Annotated in this window: 20 protein-coding genes; 6 read left to right on the plus strand and 14 right to left on the minus strand. The window is 68.1% G+C overall.

The annotated features are described in order from the left end of the window. Positions 1 to 20: 20 nt before the first annotated feature. Entirely contained in the window at positions 21 to 950 is a 930-nt protein-coding gene (locus ACGFIE_RS02045) for a DUF3027 domain-containing protein (RefSeq protein ID WP_393290107.1), read from the minus strand. Here ACGFIE_RS02045 and ACGFIE_RS02050 point away from each other — a divergent pair. Together ACGFIE_RS02050 and ACGFIE_RS02055 are read left to right on the plus strand one after the other, a co-directional pair. Next, positions 949 to 2,547 carry an MFS transporter gene (locus tag ACGFIE_RS02050; protein WP_393290109.1) on the plus strand — a complete coding sequence of 533 codons (1,599 nt, stop codon included), beginning with the start codon at positions 949 to 951 and terminating at the stop codon, positions 2,545 to 2,547. The genes ACGFIE_RS02045 and ACGFIE_RS02050 overlap by 2 nt on opposite strands. Further along, entirely contained in the window at positions 2,544 to 3,194 is a 651-nt protein-coding gene (locus ACGFIE_RS02055) for a futalosine hydrolase (RefSeq protein ID WP_393290112.1), read from the plus strand. The genes ACGFIE_RS02050 and ACGFIE_RS02055 overlap by 4 nt, the downstream gene beginning before the upstream one ends. Positions 3,195 to 3,246: 52 nt before the next feature. On the opposite strand, the gene ACGFIE_RS02060 is transcribed toward ACGFIE_RS02055, so the two are convergent. After that, complete coding sequence (locus ACGFIE_RS02060; RefSeq protein ID WP_393290115.1) at positions 3,247 to 4,122, minus strand: helix-turn-helix domain-containing protein; 876 nt, start codon at positions 4,120 to 4,122, stop codon at positions 3,247 to 3,249. A 565-nt stretch (positions 4,123 to 4,687) separates the two neighbouring features. Here ACGFIE_RS02060 and ACGFIE_RS02065 point away from each other — a divergent pair. Next, a complete protein-coding gene (locus ACGFIE_RS02065) occupies positions 4,688 to 5,518 on the plus strand; it encodes a 1,4-dihydroxy-6-naphthoate synthase (RefSeq protein ID WP_393290117.1) in 831 nt (276 codons plus the stop codon). On the opposite strand, the gene ACGFIE_RS02070 is transcribed toward ACGFIE_RS02065, so the two are convergent. Both ACGFIE_RS02070 and ACGFIE_RS02075 read right to left on the minus strand, forming a co-directional pair. Next, the gene (locus ACGFIE_RS02070; protein WP_358096360.1) at positions 5,479 to 5,865 is read right to left on the minus strand and encodes a cold shock domain-containing protein; all 387 of its coding nucleotides are present in this window, start codon (positions 5,863 to 5,865) and stop codon (positions 5,479 to 5,481) included. The genes ACGFIE_RS02065 and ACGFIE_RS02070 overlap by 40 nt on opposite strands. A gap of 27 nt (positions 5,866 to 5,892) precedes the next feature. Continuing rightward, positions 5,893 to 6,516 carry an HAD family hydrolase gene (locus ACGFIE_RS02075; protein ID WP_393290120.1) on the minus strand — a complete coding sequence of 208 codons (624 nt, stop codon included), beginning with the start codon at positions 6,514 to 6,516 and terminating at the stop codon, positions 5,893 to 5,895. Between the two features lie 83 nt (positions 6,517 to 6,599). Here ACGFIE_RS02075 and ACGFIE_RS02080 point away from each other — a divergent pair, with 83 nt between their 5' ends. Beyond that, positions 6,600 to 9,083 carry a helicase-associated domain-containing protein gene (locus tag ACGFIE_RS02080; protein WP_393290123.1) on the plus strand — a complete coding sequence of 828 codons (2,484 nt, stop codon included), beginning with the start codon at positions 6,600 to 6,602 and terminating at the stop codon, positions 9,081 to 9,083. 57 nt (positions 9,084 to 9,140) lie between these two features. Here the strand turns inward: ACGFIE_RS02080 and ACGFIE_RS02085 are convergent, their stop codons facing one another. Beyond that, complete coding sequence (locus ACGFIE_RS02085) at positions 9,141 to 9,377, minus strand: hypothetical protein (RefSeq protein WP_363687732.1); 237 nt, start codon at positions 9,375 to 9,377, stop codon at positions 9,141 to 9,143. Between the two features lie 95 nt (positions 9,378 to 9,472). After that, the gene (locus tag ACGFIE_RS02090; RefSeq protein ID WP_393290125.1) at positions 9,473 to 10,351 is read right to left on the minus strand and encodes a L,D-transpeptidase family protein; all 879 of its coding nucleotides are present in this window, start codon (positions 10,349 to 10,351) and stop codon (positions 9,473 to 9,475) included. Positions 10,352 to 10,524: 173 nt separating this feature from the next. Between ACGFIE_RS02090 and ACGFIE_RS02095 the strand changes: the two genes are divergently transcribed. Beyond that, positions 10,525 to 12,204: a DNA repair helicase XPB gene (locus ACGFIE_RS02095; protein WP_007454807.1), complete on the plus strand. Its 1,680-nt coding sequence runs from the start codon at positions 10,525 to 10,527 to the stop codon at positions 12,202 to 12,204. A 112-nt stretch (positions 12,205 to 12,316) separates the two neighbouring features. On the opposite strand, the gene ACGFIE_RS02100 is transcribed toward ACGFIE_RS02095, so the two are convergent. Continuing rightward, complete coding sequence (locus ACGFIE_RS02100; protein ID WP_393290128.1) at positions 12,317 to 12,889, minus strand: TetR/AcrR family transcriptional regulator; 573 nt, start codon at positions 12,887 to 12,889, stop codon at positions 12,317 to 12,319. A gap of 88 nt (positions 12,890 to 12,977) precedes the next feature. On the opposite strand from ACGFIE_RS02100, the gene ACGFIE_RS02105 reads away from it, so the two are divergent. Further along, positions 12,978 to 13,349, plus strand: coding sequence for a DUF4267 domain-containing protein (locus ACGFIE_RS02105; RefSeq protein ID WP_393290130.1), 372 nt, complete (start codon positions 12,978 to 12,980; stop codon positions 13,347 to 13,349). A gap of 142 nt (positions 13,350 to 13,491) precedes the next feature. Here the strand turns inward: ACGFIE_RS02105 and ACGFIE_RS02110 are convergent, their stop codons facing one another. The 7 genes from ACGFIE_RS02110 to ACGFIE_RS02140 form a co-directional block, all read right to left on the minus strand. After that, on the minus strand, positions 13,492 to 18,423 hold the full coding sequence (locus ACGFIE_RS02110) for a carbohydrate-binding protein (RefSeq protein WP_393290132.1): 4,932 nt from the start codon (positions 18,421 to 18,423) through the stop codon (positions 13,492 to 13,494). 167 nt (positions 18,424 to 18,590) lie between these two features. Next, complete coding sequence (locus tag ACGFIE_RS02115; RefSeq protein ID WP_393290134.1) at positions 18,591 to 19,313, minus strand: hypothetical protein; 723 nt, start codon at positions 19,311 to 19,313, stop codon at positions 18,591 to 18,593. A gap of 172 nt (positions 19,314 to 19,485) precedes the next feature. Further along, on the minus strand, positions 19,486 to 19,710 hold the full coding sequence (locus ACGFIE_RS02120; RefSeq protein ID WP_393290137.1) for a type II toxin-antitoxin system HicB family antitoxin: 225 nt from the start codon (positions 19,708 to 19,710) through the stop codon (positions 19,486 to 19,488). Continuing rightward, a complete protein-coding gene (locus ACGFIE_RS02125) occupies positions 19,710 to 19,877 on the minus strand; it encodes a toxin HicA (protein WP_393290139.1) in 168 nt (55 codons plus the stop codon). Before ACGFIE_RS02125 ends, ACGFIE_RS02120 begins: the two co-directional genes overlap by 1 nt. A gap of 124 nt (positions 19,878 to 20,001) precedes the next feature. Then, a complete protein-coding gene (locus ACGFIE_RS02130; protein WP_393290140.1) occupies positions 20,002 to 21,783 on the minus strand; it encodes a response regulator receiver domain in 1,782 nt (593 codons plus the stop codon). Then, the gene (locus ACGFIE_RS02135) at positions 21,780 to 24,791 is read right to left on the minus strand and encodes an ATP-binding protein (protein ID WP_393290142.1); all 3,012 of its coding nucleotides are present in this window, start codon (positions 24,789 to 24,791) and stop codon (positions 21,780 to 21,782) included. The genes ACGFIE_RS02130 and ACGFIE_RS02135 overlap by 4 nt, the downstream gene beginning before the upstream one ends. A gap of 112 nt (positions 24,792 to 24,903) precedes the next feature. Next, positions 24,904 to 25,947, minus strand: a complete 1,044-nt coding sequence (locus ACGFIE_RS02140; protein ID WP_393290144.1) for a DNA cytosine methyltransferase — start codon at positions 25,945 to 25,947, stop codon at positions 24,904 to 24,906. Between the last annotated feature and the right edge of the window lie 136 nt (positions 25,948 to 26,083).

Consider the following 26,083-nt stretch of genomic DNA (forward strand, 5'->3'; position numbering starts at 1 on the left):
GGCCACGCCGGCGCGAACGCTCAGGGGTGCCCGTACGGCTCCGCCGGCTCGGCCGCCTCCACCGAACCCGGGGCACGGCTGACCGACATGGCCTCCACCGCACTGTCGTCGTACACCGTCGGAAGATCCTCCACCGCGGTCTCGGCGGCCTCGATCAGCGTCTCGGAGTGGGCGCCGCAACCGTGGTCGGCGCTTACCACCCGGCCGTCGTCCGGGGCGTAGAAGTTGCCGCAGGCGCCGAACGCCTGCCGCAGCGAGCCGGCCAGCGGCAGGTAGAAGCCGCAGGTGCCGCAGCGGGCGGCGGCCGGGGCGGCGGTGGAGATGGCCGCCGTGGGGCCGTGGTCGCCGTCGTACCAGCGCTGTGCCGCGTCGGCGCGCCCCTCCCGGGAGAGCACCCGGGCCCGACCGAGACCCAGCTCCCAGGCCGTCTCCTCGACCGCCGGGTCGTCGGAGAGCAGGTAGCCGGGGGCCAACCGCTCGTCCTCCGGGGAGGTCGGCAGCAGGTCACCAGGGCCGAGGTCACCCGGCTTGAGCCGCTCCTGCCAGGGCAGCCAGCCGGGCGCGAGCAGCGCGTCCGGGCCGGGCAGCAGCACCGTCTCGCAGATGGTCACCGTCTTGCTGCGCGCCACGCGGGTGACGGTGACCGCCCACCGCCAGCCGCGATAGCCGGCGAGGAGGCACTCGAAGTAGTGGGTGACCAGCCGTTCACCCTCGGCCACGACCTGCAGGTGGTCGCCGACGTCGTCGGCGTCCACCTCGGTGATGCCAGCGCGGGCCACCTCGACGGCGGCGGCGCAGACCTGGTCGAGACGGGCGGCACGGGTGGAGACGGGCCTGGTCACCCGACCATTGTTCCCCATGCTCCCCACAGGGGTGACAGGGACTCCCGGGGAACCTTTCACCGCAGTGGTGCGGCGTACCTGGATCAGATGGGCGAGGATGGTGCACATGCCGTCGTACTCCCGCTCCGGGCGATCCGTCCTCGGGCGGACCGTCGGCACCGGCATTCGGGCCGTTCGCCTGCTCCTGCGTGGTTCGGTGGGCGGCGGCCGCTGGGTGACCCGCCGGGCCGGCCGGGCCCGGACCCGAGGCGCCGGCGGCGAGGTCGGCATGATCCGCCTGTTCGACCTGCACGCCGTCTCCTGCGCCGGTGACACGCTCATCGCCATCGGCCTGGCCGGGACGATCTTCTTCAACGTGCCGCTCGGCGAGGCCCGCAGCAAGGTCGCGCTCTATCTGCTCGTGACCATGGTGCCGTTCGCGATGCTCGCCCCCGTGGTGGGCCCGCTGCTGGACCACTTCCGGCACGGCCGGCGGTACGCGCTGGCCGCCACCATGCTCGGCCGGGCGTTCCTGGCCTGGCTGATCTCCGACTACATCCACGGCTTCGGGCTCTATCCGGCCGCGTTCGGTGTGCTCGCGCTGTCGCGTGCCTACGGCGTGGCCCGGTCCGCGGCGGTGCCCCGGCTGCTGCCGGAGGGGCTGGGCCTCTCCCAGGTGGGCGCGCGGGCCAGCGTCTACGGCACGGTGGCGGGTGCGCTCGTCGCGCCGATCGGGTTGGCGGCCTTCTGGTTCGGGCCGCAGTGGCCGCTGCGCGTCGCGTCGGTGATCTTCCTGATCGGCATGGTGATCTCCCTGCGGCTGCCGCCGAAGGCGGACTCGGAGCCGCCGGAGCGGGTGCCCCGCGCGTTGCGCGTGCTGGGCCGCCGTAAAGACCGGCCGCTGGGCCGGGGCCGACCGGCCGGGCGACTGGTGATCGCCACCCTGATCGGCGCCGCGACCCTGCGCGCGGTGTACGGCTTCCTGCTGCTGTTCCTCGCCTTCGCCATCAAGAAGGGTGACCTGACCACCGGCGTGTTCGGCCGGGACCTGGGCGCGGAGTGGGCGCTGGGGCTGATCGGCGGCGCGCTGGCCGTCGGCAGCTTCCTGGCGACCGCAGTCGGCACCCGCTTGCGCATCCACCGGCCGACCGCCATCCAGTCCAGCAGCATGATCATCGTGGCGGGGGTGGGAGTGCTCGCCGTCATCCAGTTCTCGCTGCTGATGGTGGCCCTGCTCTGTCTGGTCACCGCGCTGGTCAGTGGGGTGGCCAAACTCGCCGTGGACGCCTCGATCCAGGAGCGCATCCCGGAGCGGCTGCGGGCCAGCTCCTTCGCCCACTCCGAGACGGTGCTGATGCTCGCCTTCGTCGTCGGCGGCGGGCTCGGGCTGGTCCCGTTCGACGGCCGTACCGGCATCGCGGTCGCCGCCGGCGTGGGCATCCTGGCCGCCGTCCGGGGGGTGCTTGTCGCCGCCCGGCTGCGCGCCGAGAAGCTCGCCGGCCGGCCGCTGGGTGACGACGAACTGGCCGAGGACGAGCCGGAGGCCGAGCCCGCGAACGTCGCACCCACCTCGCCGGCGCCCACCCAGGCCAACCCACCGCAGCACGACGAGCCGGGGCTCGCACCGCCCGGCTACCACATCTACCGCCCCTCCTCGTCGGTCGGCGGCCCGGGCGGCGGAGCGGACGACGAGACCCGCCGAGAGTCCCCCGGTTCGCTCTCGTGACCGGCCTACTGGTGGTGACCGCGGTACCGGCCGAGGCGGACGCCGTACGCGCCGGCCTGACCGACGCCAGCGTCACCGTCGCCCCGATCGGGGTGGGCCCGGCCGTCGCGGGCGCCGCCACCGCACGGCTGCTGGCCCTGGCCGAGGCGGCCGGTCGCCCGTACCGCGCGGTGGTCAGCGCCGGCGTGGCCGGCGGCTTCACCGGGCGGGCCGCCGTCGGCGACACGGTGCTCGGCACCGCGAGCATCGCCGCCGACCTGGGCGCCGAGTCACCCGACGGCTTCATCGCTGTCGACGAGCTGGGCATGCCACCCGCGCTGCTCGGTGGAGGCAGCATCATCCCCGCCGACCCGGGCCTGCTCGCGGCGCTACGGGCGGCCCTGCCGGCGGCGACGACCGGCCCGGTGCTCACCGTCAGCACGGTCACCGGCACCGCCGCCAGCACCGACGAGCTGCGCCGCCGGCATCCGGAGGCGGTCGCCGAGGCCATGGAGGGGTACGGAGTCGCTGTCGCCGCCGCGCAGGCCGGGGTGCCCTTCGCCGAGTTGCGCACCATCTCCAACCCGATCGGCCCCCGCGACCGTGACGCCTGGCGGCTGCGCGAGGCCCTCACCGCGCTGACCGCAGCGGCTCCAGCGCTGCGCTGAGCCGCGGCCCGGCTGCGACCCGCACGCAGGTGGCCACGTCGGGGAGCGACGTTCACACTTCGAGCATTAGTGCCGACGGCCGACTTGCCTGCAGCTCGAACCCGCAGGCCAGCAGAAACTGCACGTCGCCGGCCTCGGCGATCGCGTGGGCGGCCCGCAGTCCGGCCGCAGCCATCTCCTTGGACAACAGCTCGATCAGACCCCGCCCGATGCCCAGAGTCCGCAGGCCGGGAGCCACGATGACGCCCTCCAACACCAGCTCACGCTGGTCGCCCCACTCCTCGCCCAGGAGAAGATCCACGCTCCGCTCGTGCGCCCTAAGCTCACCGACCGGCCCGGCTCCGGGCACCTCGGCGAGAAGCCGCCAGGACGTGGCCGGCAGCCCTTCGGACGCTCGCCGAAACCGCACCCGGGCGCGCGTCCAATTCCGCCGTCGCCGCTCGTCCCGCCGAGCCCGGTCCAGGTCATAGGTCAGTTCGGGAACGCGGACCGGCCACAGGCGCTCCGGGAGCGTGTACGAGTGCACCCACCAGGCGGCCGGCCAGTCCTTGAGGGTCCGGACCCGACGTACGTCGAGGTGCGCGGGGTAGCGGCGACCGGCCTCGTCCCGCAGTTCTTCCGGCGGCTCAACCGTTGGCTCCTCGTCGAGCGTGAGCGGCGGCTCCCCGGCTGCCGTGAGGCGGCCGTCGCCGGTTAACGCGTGGCAGGAGTTGCCGGGCAGCGCGAGGACGAGTTCACCCCCTGCCGCGCAAATCAGCCGCTCGACCGTCCGGAACGCCGGTCGGGCGTCCTGCCCCGCCTCAATGCGAGCCAACGTGCTCTTCGGCACCCCGGACCGCTCGGCCAACTCGCGCTGACTCAGGTCGGCACACCGGCGAAGTTCCCGCAGGGCCTCCCCTAGGTCGATCACACCTCTGCCGGCAGCCATCCGTCCATGGTTTTCATTCAGTCCCGCGTCGTCAACAAGGTGTCATCCACCTGTGGATAACTCTGTTGATAACACCGCCGCGCTGCTGTGTGGATCCCCTTGCTGAGCGCCTGTAGAGCTGCCCCATCGATGGGGCGGGCGGTCAGTTCCTCGTCGAGCCAGAGCCGAACAACCGTCACCTGGAGGGGACGCCCCGAACAACCGGAGACGCGTCCGGTAGCCCCTCCGGCCCGGCCTGTGAGTCGACTATTCGAGAACACTCAAGAACCCACAGCAGGCTCCCGCCGTTCACCGGCGCCCACCGCACCACCGCCCGTCATCGGCACCCACACCGCCGCCGATCAGCCCGCCTGCTGTCCTGGCACCGTGCCCCAGAGACGGGGCAGCTCTACAGGGGGGAGGCAATGCCCCCACCGCTCCGGGACGGCTGCACCTCCGCGACAGGTGGCGTGCAGGTGACAGGTGGCGTGCACGCGTGCAGGCTCGGTCCCCTGTTCTGCGGGCAGCGTCACAGGGCCCAGGACCGCGCCGGTCGAGCGCGCACGAGTGGGACTAACGTGAGGGTGTGGCGCTCTCCCTGGCGATCTCGCCCTGCCCCAACGACACGTTCGTCTTCGACGCCCTGGTGCACGGGCGAGTGCCCGGCGCGCCGCCCGTCGAGGTGACGTACGCCGACGTGGACGTCACCAACACGGCGGCCGAACGGGGTGCGTTCGACCTGGTGAAGGTGAGCTACGCGGCGCTGCCCTGGCTGCTCGACGACTACCACCTGCTGCCCTGCGGGGGCGCGCTCGGTCGCGGGTGTGGGCCGCTGGTCCTCACCAAGGGTGACCGCGCGGACCTGGCCGGCGCCACGGTGGCGGTGCCCGGCGATCGGACGACCGCGTACCTGCTGTTCCGGCTCTGGTCGGCCGGGCAACCACCGGCCCGGATCGAGGTGGTTCCGTTCCACGAGATCATGCCGGGCGTCGCGGCTGGTCGCTTCGACGCCGGGCTGGTCATCCACGAGGCCCGGTTCACCTACCACCGGCACGGGCTGACCGCGCTCGTCGACCTCGGCGAGTGGTGGGAAGCCGACACCGGGCTGCCCATCCCCCTCGGCGCGATCCTGGCCCGGCGCGGCGCGGTCGACCCCGTGGCCGCGGCCGGCTGGATCCGCGAGTCGGTCCGCCAGGCCTGGGCAGACCCGGCGGCCAGCCGGGAGTACGTCCTCGCGCACGCCCAGGAGATGGAACTCGACGTGGTGGACCGGCACATCGGCCTCTACGTCAACGAGTTCACCGCCGACCTGGGCGACGCCGGCTTCGCCGCGGTGACGGCGCTCCTCGACCGCGCCGCCACCGCCGGACTGGTGCCTCAGACCTCCAGCTCGCGGGCCACCGCGTGGACCAGCTGAGCGATCTTCTGCGCCGCCTTCTTGTCCGGGTACCGGCCCCGACGCAGGTCCGGCTGAACCTTCGCCTCCAGCACCTTGATCATGTCTTCGACCAGGCCGTGCAGTTCCTCGGCCGGCCGACGTCGCAGCTCCGCCATCGACGGCGGCGCATCCAGCAGCTTGACGCCCATGGCCTGTGCGCCCCGGCGGCTGTCCACCACGCTGAAGTCGACCCGCTGACCACCCTTGAGGTCGGTGACGCCCGCCGGCAACGCGGCCTTGGGCAGAAACACGTCGCCGCCCTCGTCACTGGTGACGAAGCCGTATCCCTTGGCCGTGTCGTACCACTTCACTCGACCCGTAGGCACCTGAAAACCCCTGCTTCACTTGAGCCGCTACTGCTCCCAGGCTAGCTGGATCATGCCGTCGAGCGCCGCTGGGAATCCGGTGAGATCGTCCAGCACCACTGCCGCGCCAGCGTCCCGCAGCTCATCCGGGGAGCACGGCCCGGTCGCGACAGCGATTCCCGGCACCCCCGCCGCGTCCGCCGCCACCATGTCCGCCACGTGGTCACCGACGTAGTGGGTCGCGCCGTGCTCCCGCAGGGCTGTCGCCTTCTGCTCGGCGAACAGGTCACCGGCCAGCTCGTCGACCGTGATACCGAGGTGCTCCAGGTGCAGCCGGGCCAGCCGGCCGATCTTGGACGTGACGACAAGCACACGTCCGCCCCGCGCGCGGATCGCGTCGATGGCCTCCCGCGCCCCGGGCAGCGGAAGCGTCGGCGTGATCGCGTACGCCGGGTACAACTCGCGGTACGTCAGCACGGCCGACTCGACCTGCTCCGGCGGGAACCAGTGCGCGATCTCGGTGCGCAGCGGCGGGCCGAGCCGGGACACCGCCAGCTCGGCGTCGACAGGCACACCGGTCCTCGCGGTCAACGCCCGGTACGCGGCGGCGATGCCGGGGCGGGAGTCGATCAGGGTCATGTCGAGATCGAATCCGACGGTCAGTGCGGGCATGTCGAGAAACGTACCGGTGACCCCCAACCGGCCGGACGTCCGAGGGGCGCGACAGCCCCACCCCGGGCTAGCGTGGAAAGACGATGACCACCTCACTCGCCGACCACCTGCGGTCGCTGCCCGACGAGTCGCTGGCCGCGCTCCTCCAGCTCCGGCCGGACCTCGTCGTGCCCGTGCCCGCCGATGTCTCCGCCCTGGCCATCCGCGCCCAGTCCCGGGTCTCGGTGGCCCGTGCCCTGGACGGGCTGGACCAGTTCACCCTTCTGATCCTCGACGCCGCCCGGCTCACCCGACACCCGGACGAGGGCACCACGGCCACCGACGCGGTGCTCGCCATGGCGACCGCCGGGCCGCACCCGCCGGCGCCGACCGCCGTCCGGGCCGCCGTGGGCCGGCTACGAGCACTTTTCCTGCTGTACGGCCCGGAGCACGCGATGCACGTGGCGGGCGCCGTCGACGAGGCGACCCCGTACCCCGCCGGCCTCGGTCGACCGGCCGCGGACCTGGACCCGCGCACGGCAGCGCTCTGCGCGGACCCGGCGAAGCTGCGCCGGACGCTGCTCGCCGCGCCCCCGTCGGCCCGGGCGATCCTGGACCGGTTGGCGGCCGGACCACCCGTGGGCAGCGTGCCCCCGGGCGCGTTGCAGGCACCGCCGATCGGCACGCAGGACGCCGTACTCGCCGACCCGACGAACGGTGGCGCGCCCACCGGCTCACCGGTGCGGTGGCTGGTCGACAACAGGCTGCTGGTCCCCATCTCCTCCGGCTCGTCGACGGCCAGCGGCACTGTCGAGCTGCCCCGCGAGGTGGGCCTGCTGCTGCGCCGCGACAGCGGCCCGCTCGGGCCGTTGCGCAGCAGTCCCCCGCCGGTGGCCGCCGCCCCACGTGAGCCGAAGGCCGTCGACTCGGCCGGCGCCGGCCAGACCATGGAGGCGGTACGGCACACCGAGGGGTTGCTGGAGCAGCTGGCCGCCGAACCCGCGCCGGTGCTGCGCTCGGGTGGCATCGGCGTTCGGGACCTGCGCCGACTGGCGCGTACCGGCGGGCTGGACGAGCCGACAACCGCCCTGCTGCTCGAGGTGGCGTACGCGGCGGGGCTCGCCTGTGAGCTGGAGATGTCCGGTTCGGCGACCGGCCGGTACGGCGCGGATCAGCAGGTGCTGCCGACCGGTGGATACGAGGTGTGGCGTGCCGCCTCACTGGCTCAGCGGTGGGAGCACCTGGCCCGTGCCTGGCTGACGATGACCCGGCAGGTCGGCCTGGTCGGCCGGCGTGACGACCGGGACCGTCCGATCACCGCGCTGTCCGCCGAGGCCGAGCGTGCCGGCGCACCGGCGACACGGCGGGCGGTGCTCGGGGTGCTCGCCGACCTGGAACCGGCGACCGCGCCCACCCCGGAGGAGGTGCAGGCCCTGCTGGACTGGCGGGCGCCGCGGCGCAGCCGGGGTCGGGAGGCCGCCCATCGGGAGGTGCTGGCCGAGGCGACGCAGCTCGGTGTGACAGGCCTGGGGGCGCTCACCTCGTACGGGCGGTTGTTGCTGGGCGAGCTGACGTCGGCCGATGAGCCGGACGGCGACCCGCTGGGGTTGCACGTGGACGCGGAGAGCGGCGACCCGTCGAGTGCCGCGCGGGCGTTGGACGCGTTGCTGCCCGCCCCGGTCGACCACTTCCTGGTGCAGGCCGACCTGACAGTTGTGGTGCCCGGGCCGCCGGAGCCGGGGCTCGCCGCCGAGCTGGAGGCGACTACCGAACCCGAGTCGGCCGGCGGGGCGAGTGTGCACCGGGTCACCACGGCGAGCGTGCGGCGGGCACTGGACGCCGGTTACACGGCCGACGACCTGCACGAGCTGTTCCGGCGCCGGTCACGCACCCCGGTACCACAGGGGCTCAGCTACCTGGTGGACGACGTGGCTCGTAAGCACGGCGGGTTGCGGGTCGGAGCGGCCGGGGCGTACCTGCGCAGCGACGACGAGGCGCTGCTCACCGAAGTGCTGGCGGACCGCCGGCTGGAGCCGTTGGCGTTGCGCCGGCTGGCGCCGACCGTGCTGAGCACCCCGTACCAGGTCAGCAGGATGCTTGTCACGCTGCGGGACGCCGGGTACGCCCCGGTGCAGGAGGACGGCACGGGCGGCACGATGCTGTCCCGGCCACGGATCCGGCGTGCTCCGGCGCGGGTTCCGGTGACCACCCGGACGCTGGACCCGCTGGCCGCGCCGAAGCTGCCGATGCCCCGGCTGCTCGGGGTGGTGGAGCACATCCGGCGCGGCGACGCGGCGGCGCGGGCGGCCCGGCGGGCGCCGGCGGTCGTCCGGGGCGGGGCGGCGGGGCTGGGCGGAGGCCCGGTGCCCGCGCACACCCACACCGAGGCCCTGGCGGTGCTTCAACAGGCGGTCCGCGACAAGGCGCTGGTCTGGGTCGGGTATGTCGACGCCCACGGGGCGACCGCGTCCCGGCTGGTCAAGCCGGTGTCGATCGGCGCCGGCTACCTGCGGGCCGAGGACGAGCGGACCGAGATGCTGCACACCTTCGCACTGCACCGGATCACGGCGGCGGTGCTGGCGGACTGAGCAGGGGCACCGCCGCCGCCGGCCGTGCTCGGTCAGCGGCGGCTGCTGCCCGCTCGGTCAGCGGCGGCTGCGCCGGAAGGTGCCGACCACCGAGACGACAAGCAACAGGGCGAAGCCGGCGCCGGCGGACTCACCTACCGAGTCGACGAAGCCCTGCCGCAGCACCAGCCAGCCGAAGAGGAACCACCCGACGAGGAGCGCCGCCGCGAGGGCGTACGCGACCACTGTCGCGCGAGACACCTCGTCGGGTGGCGCCTGTTCATGCTCTGCGATCACGTCACGGTCGACAGTCATGCCCAGCCTCCCCGCCCGGTGCGGCCCTGGACTCCCAAGAGTGTCACTACCGGGACGCGTGTGACAGGGGATAAACCCCGAGTCGGGCGGGATGTTCAGGTGCCGGGGCGGCGGCCGATCAGCACCACCCGGGTGCCGACCTTGCCCAGCTCCCACATCCGGACGGCGTCGGCGTGCAGCAGGTTGACGCAGCCGTGCGAGCCGATCGACTTGTCGTGCAGGTAGGTGGTGGTCTCGTGGAACCCCATGCCCTGGGTGAAGTGCTGCCAGTAGGGCAGCCACACCTCGTACGGGTTGGACCACTCCTTGGGGTTGCGGTAGTTGACCTTGTAGGTGCCGGACGGGGTGCGGTAGCCGGACATGCCGGTGCGGGTCACCGTCGGCCCGAGGACCACCTTGCCGCCCCGGAGGGCCCAGACGGTCTGCCGGGTGAGGTCCACGCAGAAGGTGGTGCCGGCGCCGGCCTTGCAGCGGGTCGTGTCGGTGGTGGCGAGGCGCTGGGCCACGTCGAGGGTGGTCGGTCCGGCGCGTCCCTCGACGGGGCGAATCCCGTACCTCTTCTGGAACTTCTTGATGGCGGCGCAGTCGGCGGCGGACTGCCGCCCGTCCACGGTCACCGGCCCGAACCCGCCCAGCCGCGCGAGGTACGTCTCCACGGCACGCTGGTGCTGGCCCTGGGGGCAGCCGGCGACGGTAGGCGTACTGCTGGCGGGGGTCGGGGTGGAAGCCGTGCGGGTCGGCTTCGGGGTGGGTTTCCGGGTGGGTTTCGCTGTCGGCGCGGCCGGTGTGGGCCGGCCGCGCTGGTCCGGCCCGGACGTGCCGCTCGCCCCCGATGCCTGTTCCGCTGCGCCGACCGGGGCGGCTCCCCCGCCACCACTCCCGCCGGACTGCGGATCGAACGTGCACGCGCCGGCACCGACCAGCACGACCACCGCCAGGGCAACCAACCGGGAAATGCTCCGGACACGCCTCATGGCACCTCCCTTGGACGGTCGTCCCTTTCCTAGACGTTCGTGAGTGCCGTCCTGGTTGCACCCGGTGCTCATCTTTCTTGGGAGCTTCTTCGCCGTGCAACACTGGATGGTCGGCCAGCGGCGGGTATGCGACCCGTTCCGGCCGGACGGCCAACCGAGGAGAGGACGCTGGCGTGAGTGGTGGACCCCTGATCGTGCAGTCGGACAAGACCCTGCTGCTGGAGATCGACCACCCCGACGCGCAGGCCTGCCGGATGGCGATCGCTCCCTTCGCCGAGCTGGAGCGCTCTCCGGAGCACGTGCACACGTACCGGCTGACCCCGCTCGGTCTCTGGAACGCCCGGGCGGCGGGGCACGACGCCGAGGGCGTGGTCGACTCGCTGATCAAGTACTCGCGGTACCCGGTGCCGCACGCGCTGCTTGTGGATGTGGCCGACACGATGGACCGGTACGGCCGGCTCCAGCTCGCCAACGACCCGGCGTACGGGCTGGTGCTGCGCGCGCTGGACCGGCTGGTGCTGATCGAGGTGGCCAAGAGCAAGAAGCTCGCCGGCATGCTCGGCGACAAGATCGACGACGACACGATCCGGGTGCACCCGTCCGAGCGGGGCCGGCTCAAGCAGGCGCTGCTCAAGCTGGGCTGGCCGGCGGAGGACCTGGCCGGTTACGTCGACGGTGAGGCGCACCCGATCGAGCTGGCCGAGGCCGGCAAGGACGGGCGCAAGCCGTGGACGCTGCGGTCGTACCAGCGGGAGGCCGTCGAGGCGTTCTGGGCCGGCGGGTCGGGTGTGGTGGTGCTGCCCTGCGGCGCCGGCAAGACGCTTGTCGGCGCGGCGGCGATGGCCGAGGCGAAGGCGACCACCCTGATCCTGGTCACCAACACGGTCGCCGGCCGGCAGTGGAAGCGGGAGCTGATCGCCCGCACGTCGCTGACCGAGGAGGAGATCGGGGAATACTCGGGCGAGCGCAAGGAGATCCGCCCGGTCACCATCGCCACGTACCAGGTGCTCACCTCGCGGCGCGGCGGCGCGTTCACCCACCTGGATCTGTTCGGCGCCCGCGACTGGGGCCTGGTCGTCTACGACGAGGTGCACCTGCTGCCCGCGCCGATCTTCCGGTTCACCGCGGACCTCCAGGCCCGCCGTCGGCTGGGCCTCACTGCGACTCTGGTACGCGAGGACGGCCGCGAGGGCGACGTGTTCAGCCTGATCGGGCCGAAGCGCTACGACGCGCCGTGGAAGGACATCGAGTCGCAGGGCTGGATCGCCCCGGCCGAGTGTGTCGAGGTCCGGGTAACGCTTACCGACGCGGAACGCATGTCGTACGCGACGGCGGAGGCCGAGGAGCGCTACCGGATGGCGGCGACCGCCCGCACGAAGCTGCCGGTGGTGAAGGCGCTCGTCGACAGACATCCGGACGACCAGGTGCTGGTGATCGGCGCGTACATCGACCAGTTGCACCAGATCGGCGAATATCTCGACGCGCCGATCGTGCAGGGCTCGACCACGAACAAGGAGCGGGAGCGGCTCTTCGACGCGTTCCGTACCGGGGAGATCCGTACCCTGGTGATCTCCAAGGTCGGCAACTTCTCGATCGACCTGCCCGAGGCGGCGGTGGCGATCCAGGTGTCCGGCACGTTCGGGTCGCGGCAGGAGGAGGCGCAGCGGCTGGGCCGGGTGCTCCGGCCCAAGGCCGACGGCCGACAGGCGCATTTCTACACCGTGGTCTCCCGCGACACGATCGACACTGAGTACGCGGCGCACCGGCAGCGCTTCCTCGCCGAGCAGGGCTACGCGTACACGATCGTGGACGCCGACGACGTCCTCGGCCCGTCCCTTCCGACCTTCGACTGAGCTGCTGTCTCCTTGATCGACTCGGTTTTCAGGAAGTCGCGGTGTCCGGAGCAGGTTGATACCGCGGTTTCCGTGAAACCGAGTCGAATGCGTGGGTACCGGCCGGCGGCGGTCAGCGGGAGAAGCGGTCCACCAGGACGGCGAGCCGCCGGTCGTGGCCCTCGCGGCGGAGTCGGCCGCTGCGCATCAGCGTGACCAGCCCGTGCAGGCCGCTCCAGAACGTCTCGGTGACCGCCTCCAGGTCGTCGTCACCGGCGATCGGACGCACCGCGTCGGCCAGCTCGGCGAAACCCCGGGCCAGGTCGGTCGGAACGTCCTGGCTGGCGAACGGCAGATCCACGGCGAGGGTGAACATCGCGTCGTAGAGCGCGGGCCGTTGCTCGGCGAAGGTGGTGTACGCCGCCGCGATGTCCGCGACCGCCTGCCGGGGACTGGCGGCCGAGGCCCGCGCCGTGGCCAGCGCGTCGGCCAGCTCGGCGAAGCCCTCGACGGCGACCGCCGCCATGATGGCGTCCTTGCCCTTGAAGTGGCTGTAGAGGACGGGCTGGCTGTATTCGATCTCGGCGGCGAGCCGGCGGGTGGTGACCGCGTCCCAGCCTTCCGCCAGGGCCAGGTCGCGGGCCGCCGCGATGATCGCCCGCTCCCGTTCCGCCCGCTCGCGCTCCCGGCGCGTCTGAGTCGACATGACCGAAACTCTAGCATCGCTAGCGATGCTGTCGTTGCTCTGCTAGCGTCGCTCTTACATCTAGCGGCGCTAGCAATTGGAGCGAACCATGTTGTCACCCCTCGCCTACGGGCTCGCCATCGTGCTCAGCCTCTTCGTCGTCTTCATCGGCGCGCGCTTCCTGCTGGCGCCGCAGGCCGCAGCCGCCGGGTACGGCGTACCGGCCCGACCGGACGGCGACCCCGCCTACCTCACGGTCAAGGGAGTACGCGATCTCAGCTACGGCCTGCTCGGCCTCGCCCTGATCGCCTTCACCACCGCCGACGCGGTCGCCTGGTTCATGCTGATCGTGGCGCTCGTCCCGCTGGGTGACACAGTCATCGTGCTCCGCAACGGTGGAACGAAGGCCGTGGCCTTCGGCATCCACTTCGCCACGGCCGTGGTCGTCCTCCTGGACGCCGTCCTCCTGTTCGCCCTCTAGCCGCACGTTGTGATCGGCTCGGTTTCCAGGAAGTCGCGGCATCCGACGCGGAATGATGCCCCGGTTTCACGTAAACCGAGTCGATCAAGCACGCCGGCCCGGGACCGCTTACGGTCCCGGGCCGGCGTTGACGCGATCCTGACTACTTGATCAGCTTCCAGGGGCCGGACCTGTCGCCCGGCTCCTGGCCGCGCGTCCACCACTTCGCCTCGTACACGTGGCCCTTGAAGGACACCCGGTCACCGGCGTTGTAGACCTTGGTGAGCGTCCAGGCCGCCGGGCTGTTGTCCGGTGGGGTCGGGGCGATCTCCTCCCAGGAGCCGTTGCGGTCACCCGGCTTCTGGTTGCGGGTGTACCACTGGGCCCGCCACTTCTTACCGTCGTACATGGCGAACTCACCCGAGTTGAAGATCCGCGACGCGGTCCAGATCGCCGTGCCGTCCTCGGTCATGGCGATTTCCTGCCACGCGCCGTTGGCATCGGCGCCCGGCTTCTGGTTCTTCGTGTACCAGGAGGCCCGGAAGACCCGACCCTGGTAGGTGACCCGGTCCCCGTCGTTGTAGACGGTCGACGAACTCCACTGCGCCGGCAGGTTCACCGTCAATACGGCGGTGGCCTCCACCGGCGTGAGGTGGGCGTCGCCCGCGTACGACGCGGTAAGCGTGTGCTGGCCGCCCGCGAGGCCCACCGGGAGGGTGAACGTCGCGGTCCCGTTGGTAAGCGTGGTCGAACCGCGAACTGTCGTACCCTCGCGCAGCTCCACCGCGCCGGTTACCGGCGTGCCGCCGGCCGCGACGCGCACGGTCACCGTCGCCGCGGTGCCCCAGTTGGTCGGGGCGGCGGTGACGGTCATCGTCGGGACCTGCTTGGCGATCGTGAACACGGCCGGCTGGGCCACCGCCTCGCCACCGTCGGCGCTCTTCGCCGACACGATCCAGCCGTACGAGGTGCCCGGCAGCAGCTTGTCCCAGGTCGCCGTGGCGACGCCGTTCGAGGTCACCTCGTCGGTGCCGATCGTGCCGGACGGCACGTACGCGGCGAGCGAGTCGGTGGTGAACGACGTCTTGCGGGTGCTCAGGTCCACCGGCAGGGTCAGGTTGTCCTCGGACCCGTTGTAGCGCGGCTTCGGCTGGCTGCCGTCCTGGCGGACGTCGTACTCGGTCGCCCCGAAGTTCTTGAGGAACGGCGAGTACGTGTCGATGTGCATCTCGGCCCGGTCCACATCGAACTGGAGCAGGCGCAGGAAGCTCGCGCCGAACTGCAGCCGGTCGGTGGCCTTGTGGTCCGGGGTGCCGTCGCCGTTGACGTCGATCGTGCCGTCCGGGGCGACCCGCGTCGGCCACAGCTCGGCGGCTGTCACCGTGTAGAACTGGTAGTCCGCCAGAAGCTCGACCACGTCGTGGCTGACCGTGACGCCGATCTTCGACTTCAGGTTGGTGCCGACGCCGTGCTCGTGACCGGCGAGGACCAGGAAGACGTTCGGGTTGACCTCGACGACCTGCTTGAACAGCGGCGAGCCGTCCGGCGCGGAGAAGTCCGCGCCGCGACCGTCCGGGTTGGGCGACGGCTTCAGGTAGTCGTGGGAGAGCAGGATCCCGTTGCGGTCCTTGTACCGCTTGAAGATCGAGTCAGCCCACTTGGCCTCGGCCGGCGTGACACCGTACGACAGGCCGACCGCCACGAAGTCCAGTCCACCGGCGGAGAACAGCAGGTAGTTGTTCTGGTTGTCCCTGCCCGGCGTGACGGAGCCGTCGGCGTTCGTCTTCTCGTCCCAGGCGTGGTATTCGGTGCCCTTCGGCCAGCCCTTCGCCGTCCCGTAGTACCGGTCGGCGCTGAAGGTCCGGCTGAACCGGGAGGTGGGGCCCGTCTCGGCGCCCAACTGGTCGTCGTGGTTGCCCGCGATGACCTGGTTGACGACGCCGTTGTCGTCCAGGATCTTCTGGAAGCCCGAGGCCGTTGCGAGTTCCTTCTCGACCTGCTCGTGCAGACCGGGCCGCTTCAGCGAGCCGTCCGGGTTCTTGGCCAGCGGGTCGTAGTAGTCGTTCTCGATGACGTCGCCGGTGTGCGCCGCGTACGCGATCTTGCGGCTGGCCGCGTTGTCGGCGATCCACTGCATCTGGTCGCGGTACGCGGCAGACCAGATCGCCTGCTCCTCGGCCGTCTCGACGTCCGAGGGCTCGGCGTTGCCGTCGAAGTCGTCGTACGTGCCGCCGGCCGCGCCCTCGGTGACGTACTGGGTGTCGGTGAAGTGCGCCAACGAGAAGTCGTACGACGCGGGATCCTCGAAGCGGTCCTTGTCGTTCTGCGCCGACGCGTCGTGCGGCGACAGGTCGTCGGCGAACGGGTCCTCGCCGGTGACAAGCACGTGCACGACACCGCCGTCGCGGTAGCCGGCCTCGATCTGCGCGGTCAGGACGGTGTCCTGCCCGGCCTGCCCCCGCGAACTGGTCAGCACGACCCACTTTCCGGTGGCCGGGTCCCACGCCCGCAGCGCCACGATCCGCGCCGGGTCGATGGTGCCGGACCAGCGCAGTGTCGGCTCCTGCTTGGTCGTTCCGACCGGCAGGTCGTACCGCTGGAAGATCACCCCACGGCTGGACGGAGTGTCGATCGTCGCCCCGTCGAGCGGACGCAGCGAGGCGACGTCCACGGTCTTGTCGTGCTGCACGTCCAGTGTGGTCGGCACGTCGGCCGCCTCGCCCTGGTAGCCGCCCGTCGGCAGGACCACGTCCGCCCTGGTGAACGTGGCGGTCAGCCCGACGCCGTCGGCGCCGGGGATCCGGGCGGACAGCTCGGCCGAGAGCGGGTCGGTGTTCTTGACCGTCGAGTTCAGCTCGGTCGGAACGTCCGGGATGCTGGCGCTGCTGAACCGCACCTCGCGGGTGGCGGTATTGCCGAGCGCGTCGGTCGCCGTCAGCGCGATGGTGTGCTCACCGGCCGGCAGGCCGTGGCCGATCTGGTCGCCCTGCTTCACGGCCGCGCCGTCGAGGGTGATGGCCGGCGTGCCGACCACGCCCGAGGCGTCCTTGATCTTGACGTTGAGCGCGACTGTCGAGGTCAGCCGCTGCCCGGCCGCCGGCACACTGCTCTCGACCTCCGGGGCGGTGTTGTCGGTGGTGAAGCGCCGCGTCGAGGTCTTGTCCCCGACGACCGCCTTGATGGTGTGCGCGCCATCCGCGATCGTCGTCGTGTCCACGTCGGCGCGCATGCCCAGCGCCGGCAGCGCCGCGCCGTCCGGCGCGGTCACGTCGAACAGGACCACCTTGGTCAGCACCGAGTTGTAGCTGCTGCCACAGGTGCCGTCGCCGAGGTACGTGGTCACCTGGGAACCGGCGGGGTAACTCGCCGAACCGATGGTGACAGTCGTCTGCGCGATCGAGCGGGTCAGCTGGGTCGCCTTCGCGTCGGTCGGCAGGAGCTGGAAGTCCCGCAGCGTGTAGTCGTCGAAGTTGTCGCAGCCGCCCGGCTTGGTGCTGCCGTGGTCGTTGCCCACGACGAACTCCACGGCGTTGACGCCCGGCACCAGCCACTCGTTCGGGAACGCGAGGTCGGCGGTCTCCTTCTCCCACATGCCGATCTCCAGCGGGATGCCGTTGATCAGCACTCTGTTGTCGTACCCGTTGTCGCTGCCGTTACCGCCGACGAACATCTTCAGGTGCGCGTCGCCGCCGCTGCCCAGGGTGTCGACCGTACGGGTCGTGGGCGCGCCCGCGACGGTGAAGTGGAGTTCGGCGTCCCTGTTGGCCGCGCAGGTGCCGTCGCCCAGCGCCAGCGTGGCGGCTGTCGTCTCCGCCTTCGTCACCGTCGTGCCGCTGGTGGTGACGACGTACGTGGTGCCGGCCGTCACCGTGCCGGCGGTGCTCAGGGTGAGGCTCGTGGCCTCCCGGTTGAGGGTGAAGTCGTCGTGATTGGCGCAGGTCGCGCCGTTCAGAGTGCCGTTGTAGTCACCGGTGCGGACCTCGACGACGTTGTCGCCGAGGCGCAGGAACCGGTTCGGGAACGCCAGCCTGACGTCCTCGGCTCCGGCCGCGCCGTAGTCGCCGCCGAGGTCGACCCGGTGGCCGTTGACAAGCGCGTAGCTCTGGTAGCGGGCCTCGATCGAGTTGCCGGCCTCGACCCGGAGGCCGAGGGTTGCGGTGCCGGTGGCCAGCGTCTCCGCGTTCTCGGCGGGCTTGTCGTCGATGGCCAGCGACTCCACGTGGTCCTTGCCGCCGCTGGGCAGCGCGGCGATGACCGGCCGCGTGCCACGGACACGGGCACCGTCACCGGGGGTGACGACCGCCGCGCCGGCCGGCGCGTTGTTGACGTCGACGGTCACGGAGGTCTTCGCGCCCGACAGGGTGGTCGCGCTGACGGTGTGCGTACCGTTTGTCAGCTTCGTGGTGTCCAGGTCGGCGCGCAGGCCGGACGTGCTGCCCGGCTCGCCGGAGATGACGAAGGTCAGGGCCTGGTTGAGCAGCTTCGCCGAGCTGCCGCAGGTGCCGTCGCCGAAGCTGTAGCTGAACAGGTTCTGCTCGCCGTCGGCGACCACGCCGAGCAGGCTGAGGCTGATGCTGCTCAACGCGTAGTCGTCGTAGTTGGGGCAGCGGCCACCCTCGCCGTTCGGCAACTCCTCGTAGCCGACGACGGTCTTGGTGGTCGTGTCGACCCAGTTCGCTCCGGCCTGGACGGTGACGGTGTTCGTGCCGGGCTGCAACCAGTCACCGGGGAAGTCGAGGGTGCCGACCTGCCCGCCCGGGATGTCCGGGAGGTACACCCGGTCGGCCTCGGCGGTGTGACCGTTGACGGTGATGTAGTTGCGGTAGCGGGCCTCGGTGCCGTTGCCGCCCATCTCGAAGGCGAAGTGGGCGGTGCCGGCGGTCTTGTCGGCGCCGATCCGGTCCCCGTCGACGGCGAGGGTGGTGACCGAGTCGTTCTCGGTGACCGGCTCGACGACGACGGGGACCTTACCCTCGACGTTCTGCCCGTCGCTCAAGCTGATCAGCGGCGCGTTACCGCTGGTCGGGACGGTCTGCGCTCCTGCGAGGGTGGGGCTGAGGGTCGTCGCCGGTCCGGCGATGAGCAGGAGCGCCACCGCGGACAGGAGTCCGCGTGTTCGCTTCCTACGCGCACGTAGTGCGTGCGTCATGGCGAGGTTTCTCCTTCGTCGGGGTGCGAGTTTGTTGGGTGTGAGGAACCGCCGACGCCGAGCACCGGAATGCCGACCGCCGCGGGCAGGGGGGCCAGAGCGGGTGGCCGGTCTCAGGACGGTCGGGCGCGGGCGAGCCGCCGGCGACGTACCTGACGTCGCAGCAGAGCGACGACGGCCGCGACGAGCAGCAGGGGGCCGACGCTCCCGGCGACCTTCCAGGCGGTCGCGCGGTCGTGGCCGTGATCGGCAACGCTCGCCTCGCTCGCCGCGGGCACGTCGCCGAGCGCCCAGTCGTGGGCGTACCGGCCGGGGCCGTACACCTGGCGCTTGCCCTGCGGGCCGGTCGCCACCGTCTGGTACGCCTGGTCGAGATCGCTCAACATCCGGACCTCGACGCGGGCCACGCCGACCGGCCCCGTGCAGGTGTAGTCGACGTCCACACCGGAGCCGGCGAGGTCACGCGGCGGGTCGACGGTGCCGGCGCAGGCATGGCCGTCGCTGCTGACTGTCATCTGCGTGAGCAGGTAGTTCGCGAACGGCGCGGACGAGGCGAGCACCGTCGCGTCCGAAGCCTGGAAGGAGATCGCGCCGTCGAGCAGGACGCGGTCCTGCGGCAGCAGGCCGAGTTTGACGCCGAGCAGTGTCAGTTCGTCGACGCCGCCCGCCTTCCACCGCAGGTGGACCACCTCGGGGCGGGCCGCGTCCGCCGCGACGGTCACGGTCTGCGGATAGCCGTACGGGTGTGCTCCGGCGGGAACCGCCATGGCGAGCAGGGTGACTGTGAACGCCACCGCGATCACGACGCGGCGGGGCCACGGTGCGGTTGGGGGCATGCCAGCGCTCCGGTCTACAGGTGCTGTGGCACGCCGGTGGGCGCGGCCGTTCAGTGACCCTGCCGGCCGTTGGCGAACTCGCCAGGCGAGCTTGATGAGAAACGGGCGCAGCGGGGATGAACAGTTAGTTGATCAACTGCGCTTTCTACCGCAACACGGTCTGCCCGACCGCTCAGGCGGCGCTGAGCTTCCGTAGGACGTACTGGTTGAGGCTCATCCCATCCTCGGCGGCGTGGATGGCGAGCTCGCGGTGCAGGCTCTCGCCGACGCGGAGGTTGAACTTGCCCGAGTAGCTGCGCTCAGCGAATGGCTGCGGCACCTCTTCGCCCTGCTCCTCCATGTCCGCGATCACTTCCCGCAGGAGGTCCTGGAGCCCCTGCAGAGCCTCGGTCTGCATCACATGGCCTCCTTGTCGATCGCCTTGAGCACTCGCCGTACCTCGTACGCCTTGGCCTTGCCCTTGTCGTTCTGGATGTTGACACGTGGATCGCCCGCCCAGGGCATCTTGAACACCGCATGGGAGGTGCCGGCCTGCTGCGGCTTCCCGAAATAGTGCTCGCACACCCCGTAGAGACCGTTGTACGCGATGTTCTGCTGGCACGTCAGTGGTCGTAACAGCCCTAATCGCGCCGGGGGTCAATGCGAGTTGACCGCCAATCGACGCTCGATTCCGCCTACAACAGGCCCTTCACTCGGCCATGAGACGGAGCCACTCCGACTCATCCAACCCGATGCGGCCCAACATCGATCCGAAATTCCCGGCCATTCTGTGACCATGGTCCGTGCGCAGATCGCCAAGCCACCAGTAGGCGTCCCCTCTGGTATCCCTGAAAAGCCATGCACCACCTGCGGCGTCCCACACTGCCCCAACGAATCGCTCCGTGTTGGGGGTAAACTCCATCATCTTCAAGTCTCTAATTCTCTTACCGGTCGTGGACAGATAACAACGCTCCGCAGATCCGCCCCCGATTTGAGGCGCGAACGTCACGATGTTAAACGGCTTCGTATCGCCCTCAGTTCGACCCAGGAGAGGAATAAAGGGAAAGGGTGTTGGACCTGACAGTCGCACGGTATCGCAGAGAGGCTGAAGACATAGGAAGTACCTATCACCTACTGGCGGTTGATCAGAATCAGTACGTGGATCGAAAACGCGCTGCACCAGAGTCCCTAGAGCGAGCACAGGCGGCGGAGCGGATTCGAGTTCAAACTTGGGATTGCGCGCCAGGCAGGATAGTGCGGCGAACGAGTGATCCAACTCGTTCGCCCTCTCCTCCGACTCCACAAGCAGCGAGGTATAATTCCGGAATTTCTTCATCGAACGGGCCTCGCCGTCAGTTAGCGAGACAGTCTTATCGTCAGGCACCTCAGATAGCAGCTGGAAAGTTGAGTCGCGATCGAGCGACACATACTTATTTCCAAGCTTCGCCCGTGGTGACCGCTGACGAGGGAGCAGGTACTCAAGGCGCCTTTCAACCTGCGCTTGGTGAACCGCCGCCTGCACGTTTGCAGACGAAAGCACCGAGCCCAGTTCGTCTGAAACCAGCTGAAGCGCGAACTGCTCCGCTTGAACCGGCCCAACCATCGCTCGGTGCGAGAGATAGGGAGCATCCAGTTCATCAGGGAAGCGGGCAAGAAGTCGGTGCGCTTCATCCTTAACCACGCCCAAGGAGTGGAGGACCAAGCCAGAAAGTAGGCCTCGCGAGAACTCATTAAAATCGCTGACAAGCCGAGCGGGTAGTTCAGCCTCAGTTACGATATTGTCGCGAACTCGCCGCACTGGCTTCGCATAGATCACCACCCGCAAATGAGGGCCGCAAATCAGGAGCCGGCCATCCGAATCTGTTGCCTCTACGTCTTCGTCTTTGTAAACGGATTCTAGCGACCGCAGGATTGTCCGCTGCACAGCACCCAAGTCAGGATCCGTCGTATAGACGCAGAGCAGCCGCAACCGCCCACCGACCAACTTGTCCTGCTCTACGATTTCCCGAATGAGGGAATCACTGCTCACCCGGTGGCTGCCATCGCGACTAGCGAGGATCCAGTCCAATATGACTATATCGCTTCGATTTGCCAGCTGAAGTATCCGCCTGCGATCATCACCTTCGGCCGTCTCCGGTGCCATAATTGCACAGGCGATTCCGATATCAGCAAAAGCGTCCACCAACGCGGCCGTGTCAATGTCCCCAGACGGACCGAGGGTATCACCCAGAAGATCATCGAGAGGGCTACGGGGCGCTACGCGAGACGGAATGGGGTCCGGTACACCATCATCAGAACTTGGCTCCTTGTCTCCTCCGTCAAACTGTGCCACAACCTCGTCAGGCACTGCGACGTTGACCAGTGCTGAGTCCGAGGAGGACTGGTCGCCGGAACCACCTGCTAGAGCCCGGTCATCAACTAGAATGACATTCCGCAAAAACCGCGTTCCTGGGCTGGATAGCAGTTCGACCCCATTGACAGTAGCCGTCATTTCCCATCGCCCCGATCGTCAAAGCCGATTTCCGACTCATTTTTCGGTGAAATACGAAAGCAGGTTCCAACCTCTGGCTGAGGATTGGGAAGCTCAAGAACCCAGCCTTCCCTTGACAGCAAGGATCGAGCTATACGAAGCCCTAGACCTCGACCGCCGGGTTTCCTCGTGAATCCCGACTCAAAGACCGCTTGCCTATCCCGTTCCGGAATGCCGGGGCCGTTATCGACGACAAGCATCGACGAGCCGTCGCTGTCGAGCCGAACCCATCCGCCCGCGGAAAGACGCTCACCTACCCAGTAGAGCGCATTATCAACCAAATTGACGAAAACGGGATAGTACGTACTTGGGTAACCCTTTAAACTGAAGGACCTGAAAGCCGGCGTAACATCGAGCCGTACAAGTTCATGATTTGCAAGACGTTCCCGGAAAACATCGTAGACGAATCTGCCGACATCCTCACCCGTTATCCGCACCCGCTGCCGATACAGGCGCCGCTGAAGAGGTGTAAAGAGAGTGAGGTATCCGTCCAGGTGTTGGAATGCTGCCACAAGATCCTGGAAGATTGCGGCTAAGTGGTCGTTGGCTCTCGCCCAAGGCCGCATCTGGCGGATAGACTTCCTAATCGAGCGGATACTGGCCTCGAACTCGTGACTAATTACCTGCACCGCCGTGCCGAGCTGAAGCAGCTCGAGATCAGATTCTCCTTGGTCCTTTAGCGCCAGTACTTCCTCCTCCAATGCCTCGACCTCGTCCTCAACGAGAGCGCTACGGGAAGCAGCAAGCCTTGACAACGCATCTTGGAGGTCGGAGAGGCGAGTGCGCTGGAGTTCAACTATGGACCGGACCCGATCAGTTAGGCGCTCTCGCTCCTGCGCAGCCTCAAACTCGTCGTAACCACTTGTATCCAAGCGCGCCAACTCCACCGCAGCTTGGCGCGACTCTGCCTCAACGAGAAGGAGACATTCACGGATGTAGTCATTTACCCTTTCCTGCGCGGCCGTAGCCATCGCCCGGGTGGACCGGACCTCCGCGTCCATCTCTCGCCGTCCCTGGCTCTGAGCCTCCTCCAGGGACTCTTTAAGCCTAGAGTGAATCACGAGTGAGCCAGTCAGCTTCGCTATCCGCTCCACATCTTCAGCGATAACGCCGGCTGCGGGCAAATAGTCAGTCTCGTAGACTCGCTGCCAGGAACGTTGATATGCGTCGAACTCTCTAGTTAGTTGTAATGTCAGACCGATACCCCGCGGTCGGACTACCTTATAGCGACGCTTGATAAACTCAAGATCTTGGCGGGCACCACGTTCCGCCTCGAGCACATCATCGGCCATGATTTGTCCAGGATATTGGGTGAAGCGGGCTACGGCCATCCTCCAACTCTCGAGGACCTCCCCGATATCACTCCGAACCTGATTGCTCTCCAAGGCGTCTAGCGCCCGCCTTAGATCAGCAGCAAAGTTGTCGCGAACGACGCGGCTTCTCTTCTCGCGCTGCCGTCGGACAGATTCCGTTCGACGGAGTTCGCTCCGGATCTCGTCAAACTCGCCACCATACGTGCCATCCTTGTTGAAGAAATCGACGGCTAGTTGCACCAAGAAGTTTTCAAGAAGCGCCTTAAAATCACGGTATGCGCCGTTCTCGCGGAAGCCTTCACGCCCTGCCTTCTCCTGAAGGTCTGGATTATCGATGGCTGAGACCTCCACCGCACCGAACATCCGCCGATATGAGAAGTAGTAGCGCCCGGCATTTCGTGTTCGCCGCTCCTCAATGTTCAAATAGTCAACGTCACTACTGCCGTACGGAAGAACGCGGATACCGTCCCTGTATACGTAAAGCCCTCCAATCTGCACGAGCTTTCGCGTCACCAACGCGAACGTTTCAGCATCTAAACGGGACTCCTTAGGAGTACCCTGCACATAGCCAATCCTCAAACCGAAGGGACCACATTTGGTACGTGCGCCCTTAGCAGAGAGCCATGGGACTACATGTTCTACCGGAGGGCGACCATAGATCGAAACAGAGCCCGAAAATTGTCCGTACTCATCGAACGACCCACGAATATCGTGATCGACGTTCTCGAAGTCCTCCGGACGCCAGAACTCGTCCTCATCGATCAGGTCGCGGGGTCCTTCGCCCACGTCGTGTTGAAAGAATTCCGTCTTCAGCGGAGGCTTGGCGTGTCCCGGCAGCATCGTATTCGAGAAGCCGATGAGTAATCTAGTAAATGGAGAGGCTATCCCCTCCTTTCGGTCCCTCCTGCTGGTCGACATCGCTGCCGGAAGATCCTCACTGACGGGTGCAATAATGAAGTGGGTGCCATGGCCTTCGTCGCGAAGTGTCGGTCCGGGGAGCCGCAGGAGTGGAGCAGGATCGAAGGTGAGGTGCGAAAGCTCTTGGGTGACCCTATGGCGAAGAGTATCCGGGATATGTTTTAGCTTATCGAGTGAGCCTAATGCACCTTGCCTAAGGCTTCCTAGGTGCTCCCTCGTTAACTGCTCGCCTGACGAAATCCGGATCAGCGGCACTTCGATATCATCTAGAGTTAGGCCAGGTATTTCGAACATGGACCACTGAATAAGGGCGGCGATCGAAGGCGGCTCGGGCGCCGAAAGTCCAGGGGTGGCGCTATCCGTATCGACCCTAGGCCTGCTCACCAAGATCAGTTGCGGGCCGATGCTTGCCACCGCAAGCCGGCCGATGCCCTTTTCACCCATTGTAGGACGTTGCTTCGCATTTCTCGGCACCGGAGGCCGACTCGTGCTGGACTGCCGCGCTTTGCTGTCTGTAGCGATAGTCAGCCAACGACTGAGGAAATCATTCTCAGACATACCGACGCCGTCATCACGCAGCAGCAGGATTCTCCGTGATGACAGGTAGTCGGCTCGGACATGATCCGCGTACGCGTCGTAGGCATTCTTGAAGAGTTCGCTGAGCGCTGTAGGGATGCTCGCGATCTGTTGGCGACCGAGCATGTCCACTGCACGAGCGCTAGTAAGAAACTTGGCCATGCAGCCACCTTTAGTGGTGTGTTCCGACTGCGTCGATTCCGGCTAACAAACCGTCAGCGGTGCTTTGTGCGACTTACTTAGATCGATCCACGTCCGCCCTTTCCGTTCACCGCTATACGCCTGCATGTTGTTCTAGATACTCCCGCACGACTGTAGCGTGAGCCTCAACGAGTTTAGGCGGCAGCGCGTTCCCGATCATTAGGGCGGCAGCCTCTTTTCCTCGCCTCAGCGAGAACCAATACTTCTTAGGAAAGCTCTGAAGTATCGCAGCTTCCCGCAAGCTGATGGCTCGGTCCTGCTCTGGATGCAGGAAGCGTCCCTTCGAAGGATTACTGCAACCACTGGTGATGGTGGGTGCAGGCTTATTCCATGCCATGCGTCCGTAGATATCATAGAATCCGTCCAGGCGCTTGTGGCATTCAAGCTGATCCTCGCCAAGTTCCTTTCTGCTCCCGCCGTCGTGAGGGATACGTGAAATAATATCCCGCACTTTTTGGCTCCGACGCTCGGGCAAATCATGGAGTCGGTCACCGGAGCTACCAGGAATGGGAAGGTCACCAATGGCATCGCGCACTGTCTGACGTGGATACGGCTTCTCAGCGATAGGTATCACGTCATCACGCACGGCAATGAGAACCAGCCGCCGCCGCCTCTGCGGAACTCCGTATTCCTGTGCATCAACAATGCGATAAGCCGAGCGAGCAGGATAGCCTAATTCTTCCAGAGCTGTGACTAAAATTTCCATGCGATGGTCCCGGGCTAAGGCCGGCACGTTCTCCATCAAGATCGCTCGCGGTCGGAACTCGGCCGCCCAAGAGGCCATCTGCATGACGAGATCATTGCGCCCGTCATCGACGGCACGCTTCCCGTTCCTCGTGCGGAGCGACGAGAAGCCCTGACAGGGAGGGCAGCCCGCCAAGAGGTGCAGCTCGCCGGGTTCCAGTGCCAGCTCTTCTCGGACACGCGCTGGATCCAGATCCCGGATGTCGCCTTGCCAGAGACGGACCTCAGGGTGGTTGCGCGAGTATGTCTCACACGCAATCGGCTCCTGCTCCACGCCCCCGACGACCTCGAAGCGCGCCTGCTTGAGGCCCTGAGTCAAGCCCCCAGGGCCACAGAACAGATCGATAGCACGAAGCGTGGCAGCAGCAGTCACGGTACTAGATGTTGCCACATCTGGTGGTGTCCGTGGTGAGGCGCAAACGCTGCGTCATGTCTGACCTTCTGGCTGGTGCACATCGGCGGCTGCACGCCCGTTGTGCCGCGACTGCAGGGCTTGCATGGCGATGAGA

The sequence above is a fragment of the Micromonospora sp. NPDC049275 genome (assembly GCF_043197115.1).
Classification (GTDB): Bacteria; Actinomycetota; Actinomycetes; order Mycobacteriales; family Micromonosporaceae; genus Micromonospora.